Origin of the sequence: Pseudochrobactrum sp. B5 (assembly GCF_001939785.1) — a bacterium.
GTDB lineage: Bacteria > Pseudomonadota > Alphaproteobacteria > Rhizobiales > Rhizobiaceae > Pseudochrobactrum > Pseudochrobactrum saccharolyticum.
Window position 1 is genome coordinate 1232835 of the sequence record NZ_MOYL01000001.1, and the last position, 13829, is coordinate 1246663.

Sequence of the window (13829 nt, forward strand, 5' to 3'; positions counted from 1 at the left end):
TGCGCAGTGATGAGATCAGTGCGCGTGTTTTGGTATATTATAGATGAGAAATATCAGGCAGCGTTTTGCAGGGCGCTTTGTGCGTCATTGCGCACACGCTGCACCATGGAGCGCAAGCCGTTGGAACGCTGTGGTGTCAGATGCTCATCGAGGCCAAGGCTTTTCAGAACGCCTTCTGCATCAATTTTCAGAATGGAAGATGCGGTTTCGCCGGAATAAAGGGCAAGCAGGATGGCAACCAGACCGCGGACAATATGCGCATCGGAATCGCCCAGGAATTCCATAACCGGATCGGCACCCTGACCTTTTTTGGTCAGCAGCCAAACCTGACTGACACAGCCCGGAACCTTATGATCCGCATCGCGGGCTTCTTCCGGATAAGGCTGCAAGTCACGTGCCAGTTCGATCACATAGCGATAGCGGTCTTCCCAGTCGTCAAGAAACTCAAAGTCCGACGCAATTGTGCTGATCTTTGAATTTGTCATAGGTCTCTCCGCATTAACTGAAGCATGCCGCGCAAGAACGAAAATTCGCTCCGCTTAAGGCATGCTGATAAATATACATATGGCGCGGCTTATAGACCATTTTTATAGCAATTGGAAAGTTCCGGTTCTGACGATCGCAAGAACTATCCGGGACGCTGCGCAGGAACAGGAATTTTGAACGCAGGTGCCTGCTCTGTTGCAGGTGGGGCGGATGGCTCTTTGTTTTGCGAAGCGCTACCGGATAGAACCTCTTTCGCACGGATCAAAGCCTGTTCACCGCTTTGCTGAATCGCTGCCTTTCCGGCAATACAGAGAACGGGATTGCGCTCACAAAATGTGCTGATTTCCTGCAGGGTTTTACCGGCCTGCAACCATTGCTCAACCAGATCGGGGCTGGCCGTGGATGGAGCCTGTTGCTGTTTTTCTGAAGACAGATGATTTTGCTGTGTTTGTGCCTGTGGCGCTCGTGGTGGCTGTGTGTCTGTAGACTTGCCGGTCAGTCCGGGCATCAGCAGAAAAACCCCTCCCAGCCAGAAAATGCATTTAAGCAGAAATCTCATGATCTTTATTCCTGCCTGTTTGCACGGTCCTGTCGGGTTGCTGAGCGTGATAAATATATAAGTTTAAATTATTCATATAGTTATCAGTTGTTTCACCGGTTTCTTCTCAAGGCTTTCCGGTTGTTGAGACACAATGGTTAAAGCATGAGACATATTTCTGAAGATTCTGATAAAATGTTTTTAAGATTGTCTTGCCATGGGGCGGAGCCGGAAATATTCCGTTTACCATAGAGCCAAAAGCTGCCCCTTTTTCGCGGAAAAAAGACTTTCACGGGCATCATAGATCGCGGTTTTATCTATTCCTTAAAGTCTGGGCGTCCATTCTGTCATTGTTCGGTGACTGTCTTTTCACTCCGGTGAAATAAGACAGTTGAAGTGAGATTGTGTCAGAGTGAGTATGCTGCGTGTACGGCATTTATGCGAAAACAATGAAAATGATTAAAGGCGGTATGCATAATGCCGTTGCGGATCATCACCTGTTGGCGCAGGAAAATGCAGAATTCCATGCTTCTGTTACCGCTGCTCAATCCCGTAAGTCCGACCATTTTTCAGCGTTTGATTTGCGCTGCGCATTGCTGTTGTTTCCGCTGTTTCTGGCAATGGCTTTTTACAGTATTTTCCCGACCGCTTCGGTCAATGCATTGCTGTTTACCGGCCTGTCCTTTACCGGCATATCCGTTCTTTTGCTGGCAGCGCAGGCATTTGGTATCCGCAACAGCCTGACAGGTCTTGTCGCATTGTCATTCTATAGCGCGGTACTGGCTTTTACAGCCCTGTTTGCAGGTGCGGAAAATGGTCTGGTCTGGGCGATGGTTCTGGCATTGCCGCTTGAGATCTGGCTTGTAACCCGCCATCGTGCGGCGGCTGTTGCCGGTGGTCTGATCACTGTTGCCCTGATGGCAACATCGCTGACCAAAGGTATCAACACACAGCTGATGCTTCCGGCCGGTGTCTCAACAACTTTCCTGTTTATCTATGTCGGCGCCATTTTGCTGCGGGTAATGCGTTTGGCACTGCCAGTTGCAACAGTCCTGCAGAATACAACATCTGCTCATACTGCCGACAGCGATCTGGAAACAGCATTGGATGCTCTGGTTATCCGTCTCGATCAGGATGGTCATATCCGTACTTTGTCTGATCGTTGTATTGAACAATTTGGTGTTGATCGTGCAGTCCTGACCGGCACATTGCTTCTTGACCGCGTGCATGTGGCTGACCGCGTTCAATATCTCGCATTTCTGAATGGCCTGAAGCACGGTAATTCACCGATGAAACTCGGTGGCAAGACAGAGATTCGTCTGCGTTGCGTGGAAGCTGCTCAGGGCAATAAAAATGAACAGCCGAAAATCTATTTCAATATATTTGAAATGGAAGGGCAGGCAAAGGGCACGGCTCAGAATGAGCAGGAAGCCGGTTTCCTGATCGTTGCGCGCAATCTTGCACAGGCGCAGGATACGCAGCAGCATATTGTTCAGCAGAATACGACCATTGAGAATCTGGAAACCTCTCGCGGACGTTTGCTCGGTGCCGTCAGCCATGAGTTGCGCACGCCGCTGAATTCAATCATCGGTTTCTCTGATCTGCTGTTGCATGATGTGGCAGGGCCTTTGCAGAGCGACAAGCAGCGCGAATATATTGATCTGATCCGCAAATCCGGCAATCATCTGCTGGAAGTTGTAAACGGTATTCTGGAAACCTCACGCCTTGAGGCCGGTCAGTATCCGGTTCAGCATGAACGCTTTTCCGTGCAGGACAGCGTTACAATGTGCAGTTCCATGCTTATGCCGATGGCCGAGAAAAAGGGCGTTATTCTCTGTGACCGCATTCATCCGGATGTGACGGATATGATTGCTGATCGCCGTGCAATCCGTCAGATTCTGATTAATCTGGTGTCCAACGCTATTAAATTCACGGATCGCGGCGGTTGCGTAACCATTGATGTGATGCCTGACGAAACAAAGCGCGGCTATGCAGGTGCAGAGCGCAGTCTGGTCATCTCCGTGTCTGATACGGGTGTTGGACTGGAAGCACATGAGATTGAACGTCTGTGCCAGCCATTTACCCAGATCAATAATGCACAGACCCGTATGCAGGAAGGTTCAGGTCTCGGGCTTTATCTGGTTAAAGGTCTAGTCAGTCTTCATCAGGGTGAGATGAATATTCACAGCCGCAAGGGCCATGGCACGACTGTTTCAATCAGGCTGCCGCAAACAGCACAGCAGGTTGTGGATAAGACCGGATTGGTTGCAGGTGCGGCCGCAAATCAGGCATTATCGCAGCCTATGCAGCAGGCTGACCGGATGCAGACAAATACAGTTTCAACCGATATTCGCAGCGCTCTTGAGCAGGTGAAAACAGCAATTATTAATCTTCAGGCCGAACAGACTGAATATAGTCAGGCAGAAAGTAGTTATGACGGAAAGACAGAGCCGCAGCGGTACGAAACGCAAGGGGACTTCCATGCGCAAAAACGCAAAACGGCGTAGTTTTGGCAGACGTTTTTTTGATGCATGCCTGACCGGCGTGTCACGCATGGCATTGGCTGCCGGTGATATAGTCGCGCGTAATCCTGTGGTAGCCGGTGGTGCAACCGCATTTCTTGTGACGCTTGGTTTTGTCGCCAGCAATGCGATCTGGTATCAACCGCAGGCGCATGACGGTGTTTTCTTTAAAACACGGCCGGAGCAGGTTTTCCGTGCTGTAGCAAAAGACAATAGCGAAGCAGCCCGCAAGCTGACAGGCAATGTGACTGCGCAGGAACCCGTACGCCAGATTACCGGTAATGAGATTGTGCCGGTAACTGATAAACCGCAAGCCGTTGCGACTTTGCCCGAAACAACTGTTGATGGCGGTGATCTGCCGGCTCTGGCGCCGAATGGCGACAAGCAGGTGGCGATCATGCAATATAATCTGAAGCAGCTTGGCTTCTATAGTGGCAATGTGGATGGTCTGACAGGACCGCAAACCCGTGCAGCGCTTGAGCAATGGCAGAATGTGCAGGCCAAGCTGGCACCGGATCAGAATAATGCGGCTAAACCCGCAGAGAAACAGCTGAGCATTGAGGAAGCCATTGCTGTGGCTGTGCCAGCTGCCAGACCTGAGGCTCGGCCAGAGACCCGGTCTGACACTCAGCCTGAAAACAGTGCGCGTGCTGTGCCGGTTGCGGAAAGACGGCCTGCGCCGATTGCTGTCAGGGCAGAAGAAAAAACACCGGTACAGGCTGTGCGGAGCAACTCTGCATCGCAGAATGCAACGGAAACAACGGCTTCTGTTCAACCGGTATCCGCACGAACACCATCCGGTCAGGCGGTCAGCGCCGAGGAACTGGTGCGTATTCAGGCGGGGCTTAAAGCATTCGGCAATGATATGGTTGTCGTGGACGGTGTTCCGGGCAAAACCACAGAAGATGCCATCCGCGAGTTTCAGAAACTGTTCCGTCTCAATGTCAGCGGCAAGCCTGATTCTGAGCTGATCGGGAAAATGCGTGAAATCGGCCTGATCAGCTGATTTGATATGCAATGAGCAGGTATTTCAGCCTATGCGTCTGACAAGTGAATTTTGGGTTTCCGCATTCATGCGCCGCGTGCGCATGGCTGACGGTTTCGCTTATCTGGTCAGGCGCGGTGCGGCCGAGGCCGGTGCAATCTTTATCAAGATCCGTAATCGTGACGGCAATTTTGATTTATATATGCCTGCGCCGCAAAGCGAATATGATCCGCAGCGGGCGGATGAACGTCGTTTTGTTTTATATCAGCAGAGTGAAGACGAGCTGTTGATTAATACGCAACTTGAAAAAGAGTTGCGCTTTGATCCTGATCTCTGGCTTGTCGAGGTTGAAGATTGTGCTCAGGCTGCGGAACTGCTGACCACAGGCATGTAATTTATCCGGATTATTGTGCTTTTCTATGCGGGATCGTGCCGTCATTATTCGCGGCACTGGTAAAGTTTTCCGATGCGTTGTCCGCCAGATCGCGCAATTGATTGCGCAGACGCTCATTCATATCATCCGCTTTCCAGCGTCTGACAGCTGCTGCGGCCTGTTCAGGGCTGATAGAGCGGTAAATATGGACAAATTCCCGTAATTGTTCACGTTCGCCATGAATTGTACCGAGAACAGCAGTCAGGATCAGATAGGTATCCTGTGCGGTAAGCCCTATGGCTTTCAACGCCAGCGGCAGCTGGGAATTCGGCCATGAGCCGATAATTGTTTCAGCACGCGCATAGCTGACATCCAGCGCATCGGCCAGTGCGGTGCGGAACATATTGCCGTCAATCAACAGTGCCATATCAATGAGATATTCGGCACGTGCCGGTTGCAAACAGGAGGACAGTGACAGTGCACTGAGATTATGCGCAGGCAATGATTGTGCTGAGGCAGGAGGGGTTGTGCGGATTGGTGCAGCCGGTTTGCTCTCAACGCGTTTGTTTACAGGGGCTGCTGAAACATAATGCGCTTCCTGCACCTCCGCTATGCTGGTCTCTGCAGCGGCAGGTGCAGTGCTGATAACCGGTTCAGCAGTCAGTGTCTGGCTGATGAGCGGATCATCAAAGCCCTCAAGGATTGGCAATAGCAGCGGATCAACCGGCTGACGGCGCGCAATGATACGGGCATGGGACAGGCCGTGCTGGCCGGTAATGTCAATGAGATCGGCAGTTGTCAGGACAGGGGAGCGCAGCAATAGCGGTGCTGCGACTTCAATACTGTCATTGGCAAGAGCCAAAACCAGCTTGCGCGGGGCAACATCATGCTGGGCAAGAATAGCTGAGACCTGACGGCGGGCACGCGGCGTGGCTGTTTCCAGCAACGGCAAAGCCAGATCTTCAAATTGCTGGCTTTCATAGCGTCCGGGACGGGTGAGGGACGTAAAACCTGCGACGGCAGCAGCCAGCAGATCATCGGTCTTGTGGTGTGCGGAATGACCACTTCCGGATAATATTTCCAAAGCGCGGAATTGATCGGTGGTCACGCGTATTTACCCCTTACGCCTACACAACACAGACAAAAATACACCTCTCCTCGCTGAAAACATAAGGAGAGCTTTCTGCACTTTAAGGGAGAACACTTAGCAATGAATTAACCATCGGTGCGTTGCTGGTAATTTACTGACTGTAAATCAAATATTTTTCGGAAGATGGTGCATCGCAGGAGAATTTAATTCTCGATCGAAACGCTCATACATTCTGCAGATTTAAGAAATTCACCAACCTCATCCCGCCATGTTGCATCGGGCTCGAAGACCCGCAAAACCGCAATCGCTTCATTAACGGACTGGGTGATAAGCACTGATTGTTCCAGTTGCTGCGGAATGCTTTGTTCGAGCAGGATTTTCTGCAAAGGCGAGACAAGCAGCAGATCGGTGGTTGGTGACACCTGATCATTGAGGCTGAAAGTTATATCGCCTGTATGATTGTAAATCGCCAGCGACCAGAACGGCACTTTGCCGACAGCGCTGATATGAACCGGTCCGTTGGTCAGGTCAAAACGGCATGCGGCACTGCGCATCAGCGGATCGCGGCGCTTTGCCCAGTTAGCACCTTCCAGCCTGTGAAAGCTTTCTGCGGGGCCGAGTGCTTCCACGCGTTTCCACAGGGTTTCCGAAGCATCGTCAGGCACGAGCAGTATAATCGCAATATGAACGATGGCTGCGCCGATAAGGCCGAGGGTAATGGCATAGAGAAACTGCAACAGCGAATGTCTCATCGTCCGGTTCCTTTGCAGCTGCCTTCTGCCAAAGTGAGTGCCGGCATTTGCGGATTTTCAAAGCCGATAGATGTGCCCAGATCGGTATCATACAGGGTCATCACCAGCTGATAGGGGCGCGATGCATTGATCGCTAACCAGTTTCCCGATTGTGCCGAGGGAGAAACGGCGATGAGAAAACTTGAATCATGCTGATACCAGATCATCTGGCTATGCAGTTCCTGCGGAAGCCCTTGCTTTTGCGCGAGCGGCAGATCGTGCAAATCGCTGGCATAAAGCGTCCAGAAACGGGAGGCGGGGGCTTTGCCCTGTAAATGATAGGTGCAACGCGGATCAAGCTTTGCGCCGTTCACATCATGCCTCAGAACAAAGCGTTGGCCTTCGGCAGCACCCAGCGGCAGCAATGCGGCGCGGCTGCGTTGCGCACGGGCATAGGGATCAGCATCCGCACTGCCATAGAGCGGCGAGGCATGCCATTGTCCGATAGTGAGCTGATTGAAACCTTCAAAATTATTGAGAGCATAAAGCGCACTGGCTGCGCCGCCCGCCAGAGCAATCAGGCAGGTTAATACTGTCAGCAATATGGTTCTTAAATTGCTCATGGAGAATCTATAAAACACGTCCGGTTAAAATTGCCTGTCATTATCGGGTGACCGGATCAAATGGCCGGTGCATTTCAATAAGATCAGAGTGACGATAAAGTCGTGCGAATCCGCTGCGGTGTTTCATAGGTGCGGAATTTCTCATTCAGACTGCGCATAAAGCGCGTTGTTTCTGAGGACAGAACACGCGGATAATCCGGAACTGTATTTGGCAGTTTTTCACCGGTGCTGCTGCTCTGTGCTACCAGTTTCGGATCAGCTGGCTGAGCAGGTTTCGGGAACGGATTGCTGATGCCCGGAATTGGTTTCAGGTCAATATTCTGATGCGCCTGCATCATCATCATCTGCCATGTCATAGCAGGGATGATACCGCCGGTCAGATTATTCATCGGTGCATAACTGTCATTACCGAACCAGACCGCCGCCGTATAATTGCCGGTATAGCCGACAAACCATGCATCACGATAGCTCTGGGTGGTGCCGGTTTTTCCCGCGACACGGGTCATAGGCAAAGCTGCACGCCGCGCCGTGCCGCGTTCAGGCACCTGCACCAGCATGGAGTTCATTTCTGAGGCGGCCTTTTCAGACAATACGCGCTTTGGTTCCGGTGTATCGCGTTTAAAGTCCCAGAGAATTTTACCAGCCGGATCGGAAATCTGCACAATACCGTGACGCATGCCTGCAAAACCGCCATTGGCAAAAACACTGAAGCCGGTGGCCTGATCCATCACTGTCATGCCGGAGGTGCCGAGCACCATGGTTTTATGGTCGGAGATTTCCGATTCAATGCCCATGGCTTTGGTGAGGGCTACAATCGGCTTTGTTGTCAGATAGTCTTTGGCAAGGCGCACCGGCACCGTGTTGTAAGACTTGACCAGAGCGGTTGCGAGATCGACACGACCTGCAAAAGAGCGGCCGTAATTGCGCGGCATCCAGTTACCCCATGCAATCGGCGCATCGGAGACAATGGTATTCGGTGTCAGGCCCTTTTCCATAGCAACGGCATAGACATAGGGTTTGAAGGATGAACCGGCCTGACGAAGCGCTTTGGTTGCGCGGTTGAACTGGCTTTCACCATAATCGCGCCCGCCGACAATTGCCCGCACCGAGCCGTCATCGGCAATCACCACGGTGGCTGCTTCTGTCACTTTATATTCGGCACCATATTGGCGCAGGTGAAATTCAATCGCATCTTCCGCAGCTTTCTGGATATTCCGGTCAAGCGTGGTACGCACCACCAGATTATGCTGGGGAATGGTGCGGGTGATTTTTTTCACCTCGTCAAAAGCCCAGTCCAGAAAATAGTCGGGATTTTCACCCTTCGCGCGGTCAACAACACTCGCAGGATTACGCCGCGCATAAGCCAGTTGGCCTTCGCTCATAAAGCCCGCATCGGCGAGATTGGACAGCACGACATTCGCGCGCGCACGGGCAGCCGGCAGATTGACATGCGGCGCATATTTCGCCGGTGCTTTGAAAAGGCCGGCCAGCATTGCCGCTTCCGCCAGAGAAATATCTTTGACATTTTTGCCAAAGTAAAATTCGGAAGCCGCAGCGATACCAAAGGTTCCGCCGCCCATATAAGCGCGGTCGAGATAGAGCTGCAGAATTTCCGTTTTGCTTAAATTGGCTTCCAGCCAGAGCGCGAGAAATGCCTCATTGATTTTGCGTTTCAGCGTTCTTTCATTAGAGAGAAACAGGTTTTTCGCCAGCTGCTGAGACAGGGTGGAGCCGCCCTGAACCACGCCATTGGCACGCATATTCTGAGTAAGCGCGCGGCTTAAGCCCCAGAAATCAATGCCGATATGTTCATAAAAACGGCGGTCTTCGGTTGCCAAAACAGCTTTAATCACATGATCCGGCAATTCAGCAATCGGCACTGCATCGCGATGCATGATGCCGCGCTGGCCGATTTCATTGCCGTAGCGGTCAAGGAAAGTAACCGCATAATCATCCTGCGCACGCCAGTCTTTCTTGGTTTCCTCGAATGCAGGCATAGCCAGAGCAAGAAGAACAACACTGCCGAGAACGCCAAGCGTAAAACCCTCATCGGCGATTTCTACAAACAGACGTTTCCAGCCGCGCACGCGGAATTTGCGGGAAAATATAGTGGCGCTTTCCCAGAAAGCGGAAAAATGTGAGCGTAATTTATACAGGCTGCTGTCCAGCCAGGCATCAATAGCCATCAGAAACGGGCTGCGGGTCAGGCGGCGCGTTTTTCTGGTCTGGTCATTTTTGTCAGCCTGTTTGCTCATAACCGAAAAATAACCCGTTTTGCTCGCTTAAAGAGGGGCGATAATGTCCCATTCTAGCACATCCTTATGAATGGCCAATAAAGCAGAAGTGCCAATGAAGGGTTTAAAATTATGCTTAACGAATAAACCTATTATCTCAATGCGATAAATATTTCGGTAAAATTGAATGTGAAGAAATCAGCATTGAAAGCAGAAAAATAGGAATTTTATCCTTGACGGCGTGACGGTATTGAAGTAGGTTTTATATACAGTCAGAGAAGTGTGGCTGAGACAATTCAATAGAGTTTGATAGAGCGTGGCATGTGGTGCTGCGCTTTTTTTATTTGTGCCATTTGTAACCGGTTATGCGTTTCACAGAGAACGGAGCCGGTCAAACCATGCCGGAAAACTCGGAAGAAATACAAGCGCTGCCAAAGGCTTCGCTGGAGCGTTTGCAGGCGGTGTATCGTTTGCAGCGGCGTTATCAGATAGCTGTGCCGGACATGGCTTTTCTCTTGGGGGTGAAGCCGGAGATTTATAGCAGGCGTTTGAAACGGGCAGGGTTGGATTACTCTTCTGTCAGTTTGCCGGTGCTGGATATTGAAGATCTGCTGATTAAAATTAATGCGGAATTGCAGAATTTCTCCAAAGCGGAGGGGTTGCCGGAAAAGAGTACTGTAGAGGCGCTGGCAGCATTGGCAAAAGCGGTGAAAAGCATCAGCGAGCTTTCCAAGGAAACGCGTGTTGAACCGCTGAGTGATAAGCATGACAACGGAAATGATGATCGCGGTGTGACGCCGGAGGATGTGCGTGAAGCTCTCAGCATCATCAGCGCCAGAATTACCGAACTCAGAGCTGTTTAAATTTCTGTCTGACGCGGGCGTCGATGAACAGGCCATTGTTGCGGTGAGCAAAGAATGGCTGATTCAGGGACGGCTGGCGCAATTGCCTTTGTTTCAGAAGCAGGATTGGCGCAGTTGGGTGATAATGGGTGGGCGCGGTTCGGGCAAAACCCGTGCCGGTGCAGAGTGGGTCAGCGGCATGGCGCAAGGGCTGGCGCCTTTCTGTGACAAAGCTTGCGGCAATATTGCTTTGGTGGGGGAAACACTGGCCGATGTGCGCGAGGTGATGGTTGAAGGGCCTTCCGGTATTCTCTCGGTTTCTCGTTTGCAGCGCCCGCGTCTGGAAAGTACCCGCCGCAGGCTGGTCTGGGAAAGCGGGGCGGTGGCTTCGTTCTATTCGTCGGAGGACCCTGACAGTTTGCGCGGACCGCAATTTTCCGCGGCATGGTGTGATGAGCTGGCGAAATGGAAAAACCCGCAACAGACATGGGATATGCTGCAATTTGGTCTGCGATTGGGAGACAAGCCGCGTCAGGTGGTGACAACTACACCGAAAATGCAGGCTCTGCTGCGCGATCTTTTGAGTGATCCGGCGACGATCATGACCCACATGCGCACGGATGAAAATGCTGCGCATCTGGCACCGGCCTTTTTGTTAGCCATGCAGCAGCGCTATGCGGGCACGGCTTTGGGGCGGCAGGAGCTGGATGGTGTTCTGATTGCTGATCGTGAGGATGCGCTGTGGTCGCGGGAGCAATTGGAGGCGCTATATGAGTCGGTCGTTCCGGAATTGCAACGCATTGTTATTGCGGTTGACCCGCCTGCGACTTCAACCAAAAATTCCGATGCCTGCGGGATTATTGTCGCCGGACTGGATGCGGATGGTTTGGCTTGGGTGCTGGATGATGCCACGTTGCAAGGCGTGAAGCCGCATCAGTGGGCTGCGCAGATTGTGCAGTTCTACCACCGCTATCAGGCCGATCTGGTGGTGGCGGAGGTCAATCAGGGTGGTGACATGGTGATGGCGGTTATCCATGCGCAGGATGCATCAGTCGCGGTAAAAGCAGTACGGGCACAGCGGGGAAAATATCTGCGCGCCGAGCCGGTGGCAGCACTTTATGAGCAAGGGCGTATTCGTCATGCACGCCGATTTCCGGAACTGGAAGATGAGATGTGTGACTTTGCCGTGAATGGGCTGTCCGCCGGCCGCTCACCGGACAGGATGGATGCGCTGGTCTGGGCGCTGCATACGCTTTTGCTTCAGGACACACATAAGCCGAGAATCCGGCAGCTTCGATAAATTTCATAATTAAGGTCGAGTGAGGTGAACATGGCTTGGAAATGGCCGTGGCGGCATAGTGCTGCCCAAACGCAGGAGCAGAAAAGCGCACAGGTGATTTCTGTAAAAATGCAGCAGGGTTTTGTCGCGCTGCATATGGATGCGCAGGCACGCTGGACAAGCCGCAATTATATGGCGCTGTCGCAGCAGGGATTTATGCGTAATCCGATTGTGCATCGTTGCGTGAAAATGATCAGCGATGCCGCAGCCAATGTGCCGCTGTTGCTCTATCAGGGAGAGACGGAACTTGAAGATCATCCGCTGCTGAAATTGCTGCGTGCGCCTCATGAAGGGGCGAGCGGTTCCGGCTTTTTTGAACAGCTTTACGGGCATTTGTTGTTATCCGGCAATGCCTATATCGAGCGGCTGGATTATGACGGACAGCCGAAGGAACTGCATTTGCTGCGCCCCGAGCGAGTGACAATTGAAAGCGACAGCAATGGCTGGCCGCAGGCTTTGCTCTATCGTAACAATACCACCAGCCGCCGTATCAGCCTGAATTCAGGTTTCGAGTCCGGATTGTCTGCACGGGCGTTGCATTTGCGGCTGTTTCATCCGCTGGACGATCATTACGGTTTTCCGCCTTTGGAAGCCGCTTCGATGGCACTGGATATTCACAATGCGACAGCAGCGTGGAACAAGGCTTTGCTTGATAATTCTGCACGGCCTTCCGGTGCTCTGGTCTATGCGCCGAAAGATGGCGGGAATTTAAGCGAAGAGCAGTTCGACCGGCTGAAGACTGAGCTGGAGGAAGGCTATACCGGTGCTGGTGGTGCAGGTAAACCGCTGCTTCTGGAAGGCGGGCTGGACTGGAAAGCCATGGGACTGTCGCCCAAAGATATGGATTTTATAGAAGCCAAACATGTGGCCAGCCGTGAAATTGCGCTGGCTTTCGGTGTACCGTCGATGCTGCTCGGTATTCCCGGTGATAACACCTATGCCAATTATGCCGAGGCCAATCGTGCTTTCTATCGGTTGACTATTCTGCCGTTACTGACGCGAACAGCGCAGGCGCTGAGCAACTGGCTCTGTCCTTATTTTGGTGCGGATCTGCGGTTGGAGCATGACCATGACCGCATTGATGGGCTTGCCGAGGAGCGGGAAGCCTTGTGGCGGCGCATTGGTGCGGCGGAGTTTTTAAGTCCAGCCGAAAAGCGTCAGGCCGTTGGCTACTCTCCTGAGCCGGAAGGAGGGGCGCTATGAACCTGTTCAACCAGCCGGATGCACTCACGCAGGAACAATGGATATGGCTCGCCAAAATCACCGGTGCGGTAAGCGGTTCGGCCGTTTCACTGGCCTATATGTTGCCCAAAGGAAAACGCGAGGCGGCAGTGCGTTTCGCAGTTGGTTTGATTTGCGGCATGATTTTTGGCGGGGCAGCCGGTGTTAAAATCGCAGAACACCTGACATTGAGCAACAGCCTCGGGCAGGCGGAGCTGATGTTGATGGGCTCTGCCGCTGCAAGCTTTGCTGCATGGACAGCGCTCGGTTTTTTCAAACGCTTTACCGACCGGCTGAAAAATCAGGTTGGTGGTTCAGTCCGGCAAGAGGGGGAGCGCGATGAAGGTTAAGGCAAATCAGCCTCTATGTTTCAGCGGTTATGCCAGCCTGTTCTCGCTCGCTGATCTGAGCGGCGATATTATTGAACGCGGCGCTTTTGCCAAGTCGCTGCAGCGTGGCGCTAGTGTGCCAATGCTCTGGCAGCATCAGGCCGACAATCCCATCGGCATCTGGACAAAAATCACCGAGAACCAGCGCGGTCTTTATGTTGAGGGGCAGTTAACGCAAGGCGTGACGCGTGCCGATGAAGCTTGGCGGTTGATATCCGAAGGGGCGCTGGACGGTTTGTCGATCGGCTTTCGCGCTATTCGCAGTAAGAAGTCAGCCTCAACCGGAAAGCGGCATATTCTGGAAGCCGAGCTTTGGGAAATCTCGCTGGTGACTTTTCCGATGCTGCCGCAGGCGCGTGTTCATCCGGTGCAGAGCAAAAATCATGATGACATGAGTTCCGCGCAGATTATCCGCCATGCGGCGGCCAGTCTGAAAGCGCAAATTTCTTTTTGAAA

The 13829-nt window shown here is 52.4% G+C and carries 13 protein-coding genes and 1 pseudogene; 8 read left to right on the forward strand and 6 right to left on the reverse strand.

All coding sequences use genetic code 11. From position 1 onward, the window contains the following. Positions 1-53 precede the first annotated feature (53 nt). Positions 54-485, reverse strand: a complete 432-nt coding sequence (locus tag BKD14_RS05470) for a SufE family protein (protein WP_022710033.1) — start codon at positions 483-485, stop codon at positions 54-56. Between the two features lie 143 nt (positions 486-628). Continuing rightward, positions 629-1045: a DUF5330 domain-containing protein gene (locus BKD14_RS05475; RefSeq protein ID WP_075654543.1), complete on the reverse strand. Its 417-nt coding sequence runs from the start codon at positions 1043-1045 to the stop codon at positions 629-631. 428 nt (positions 1046-1473) lie between these two features. On the opposite strand from BKD14_RS05475, the gene BKD14_RS05480 reads away from it, so the two are divergent. Genes BKD14_RS05480 through BKD14_RS05490 form a run of 3 tightly spaced genes read left to right on the forward strand, consistent with a single transcriptional unit; the run spans position 1474 to position 4925 of the window. Continuing rightward, on the forward strand, positions 1474-3531 hold the full coding sequence (locus BKD14_RS05480; RefSeq protein ID WP_075654544.1) for a PAS domain-containing sensor histidine kinase: 2058 nt from the start codon (positions 1474-1476) through the stop codon (positions 3529-3531). Further along, entirely contained in the window at positions 3506-4552 is a 1047-nt protein-coding gene (locus BKD14_RS05485; protein ID WP_075654545.1) for a peptidoglycan-binding domain-containing protein, read from the forward strand. The genes BKD14_RS05480 and BKD14_RS05485 overlap by 26 nt, the downstream gene beginning before the upstream one ends. 31 nt (positions 4553-4583) lie before the next feature. Beyond that, entirely contained in the window at positions 4584-4925 is a 342-nt protein-coding gene (locus BKD14_RS05490) for a DUF1491 family protein (RefSeq protein ID WP_075654546.1), read from the forward strand. Between the two features lie 10 nt (positions 4926-4935). Here BKD14_RS05490 and BKD14_RS05495 read toward each other — a convergent pair whose 3' ends face one another. The 4 genes from BKD14_RS05495 to BKD14_RS05510 all read right to left on the reverse strand — a co-directional run bounded on the left by BKD14_RS05495 (position 4936) and on the right by BKD14_RS05510 (position 9603). Beyond that, positions 4936-6012, reverse strand: a complete 1077-nt coding sequence (locus BKD14_RS05495; RefSeq protein WP_075654547.1) for a DUF2336 domain-containing protein — start codon at positions 6010-6012, stop codon at positions 4936-4938. A gap of 185 nt (positions 6013-6197) precedes the next feature. After that, entirely contained in the window at positions 6198-6746 is a 549-nt protein-coding gene (locus BKD14_RS05500; protein WP_083646817.1) for a hypothetical protein, read from the reverse strand. Further along, entirely contained in the window at positions 6743-7348 is a 606-nt protein-coding gene (locus BKD14_RS05505) for a DUF1214 domain-containing protein (RefSeq protein ID WP_075654548.1), read from the reverse strand. The genes BKD14_RS05500 and BKD14_RS05505 overlap by 4 nt, the downstream gene beginning before the upstream one ends. An 83-nt stretch (positions 7349-7431) precedes the next feature. Then, positions 7432-9603 (reverse strand): penicillin-binding protein 1A, encoded by a 2172-nt coding sequence (locus BKD14_RS05510; protein WP_075654549.1) that lies wholly within the window; start codon positions 9601-9603, stop codon positions 7432-7434. A 377-nt stretch (positions 9604-9980) separates the two neighbouring features. On the opposite strand from BKD14_RS05510, the gene BKD14_RS05515 reads away from it, so the two are divergent. From BKD14_RS05515 to BKD14_RS05535, 5 genes and pseudogenes are all read left to right on the forward strand, one after another. Further along, positions 9981-10445 (forward strand): hypothetical protein, encoded by a 465-nt coding sequence (locus BKD14_RS05515; protein ID WP_139316327.1) that lies wholly within the window; start codon positions 9981-9983, stop codon positions 10443-10445. A gap of 124 nt (positions 10446-10569) precedes the next feature. Beyond that, positions 10570-11724, forward strand: coding sequence for a terminase family protein (locus tag BKD14_RS05520; protein WP_245293583.1), 1155 nt, complete (start codon positions 10570-10572; stop codon positions 11722-11724). A 30-nt stretch (positions 11725-11754) separates the two neighbouring features. Further along, positions 11755-12966, forward strand: coding sequence for a phage portal protein (locus tag BKD14_RS05525; RefSeq protein ID WP_075654551.1), 1212 nt, complete (start codon positions 11755-11757; stop codon positions 12964-12966). Beyond that, positions 12963-13334, forward strand: a complete 372-nt coding sequence (locus tag BKD14_RS05530; protein WP_075654552.1) for a DUF6107 family protein — start codon at positions 12963-12965, stop codon at positions 13332-13334. Before BKD14_RS05525 ends, BKD14_RS05530 begins: the two co-directional genes overlap by 4 nt. Then, positions 13324-13749: pseudogene (locus tag BKD14_RS05535) on the forward strand (HK97 family phage prohead protease); the annotation flags it as partial. The gene BKD14_RS05530 and the pseudogene BKD14_RS05535, both read left to right, overlap by 11 nt. Positions 13750-13829: the final 80 nt, after the last annotated feature.

Excerpts from the sequence above, each read along its gene's own strand:
- BKD14_RS05510 (WP_075654549.1), bottom strand. The coding sequence starts at position 9,603 with ATGAGCAAACAGGCTGACAAAAATGACCAGACCAGAAAAACGCGCCGC.
- BKD14_RS05490 (WP_075654546.1), top strand. The coding sequence starts at position 4,584 with ATGCGTCTGACAAGTGAATTTTGGGTTTCCGCATTCATGCGCCGCGTG.
- BKD14_RS05480 (WP_075654544.1), top strand. The coding sequence starts at position 1,474 with ATGAAAATGATTAAAGGCGGTATGCATAATGCCGTTGCGGATCATCAC.
- BKD14_RS05525 (WP_075654551.1), top strand. The coding sequence starts at position 11,755 with ATGGCTTGGAAATGGCCGTGGCGGCATAGTGCTGCCCAAACGCAGGAG.
- BKD14_RS05520 (WP_245293583.1), top strand. The coding sequence starts at position 10,570 with ATGGGTGGGCGCGGTTCGGGCAAAACCCGTGCCGGTGCAGAGTGGGTC.
- BKD14_RS05515 (WP_139316327.1), top strand. The coding sequence starts at position 9,981 with ATGCCGGAAAACTCGGAAGAAATACAAGCGCTGCCAAAGGCTTCGCTG.
- BKD14_RS05470 (WP_022710033.1), bottom strand. The coding sequence starts at position 485 with ATGACAAATTCAAAGATCAGCACAATTGCGTCGGACTTTGAGTTTCTT.
- BKD14_RS05530 (WP_075654552.1), top strand. The coding sequence starts at position 12,963 with ATGAACCTGTTCAACCAGCCGGATGCACTCACGCAGGAACAATGGATA.
- BKD14_RS05505 (WP_075654548.1), bottom strand. The coding sequence starts at position 7,348 with ATGAGCAATTTAAGAACCATATTGCTGACAGTATTAACCTGCCTGATT.
- BKD14_RS05485 (WP_075654545.1), top strand. The coding sequence starts at position 3,506 with ATGCGCAAAAACGCAAAACGGCGTAGTTTTGGCAGACGTTTTTTTGAT.
- BKD14_RS05475 (WP_075654543.1), bottom strand. The coding sequence starts at position 1,045 with ATGAGATTTCTGCTTAAATGCATTTTCTGGCTGGGAGGGGTTTTTCTG.
- BKD14_RS05500 (WP_083646817.1), bottom strand. The coding sequence starts at position 6,746 with ATGAGACATTCGCTGTTGCAGTTTCTCTATGCCATTACCCTCGGCCTT.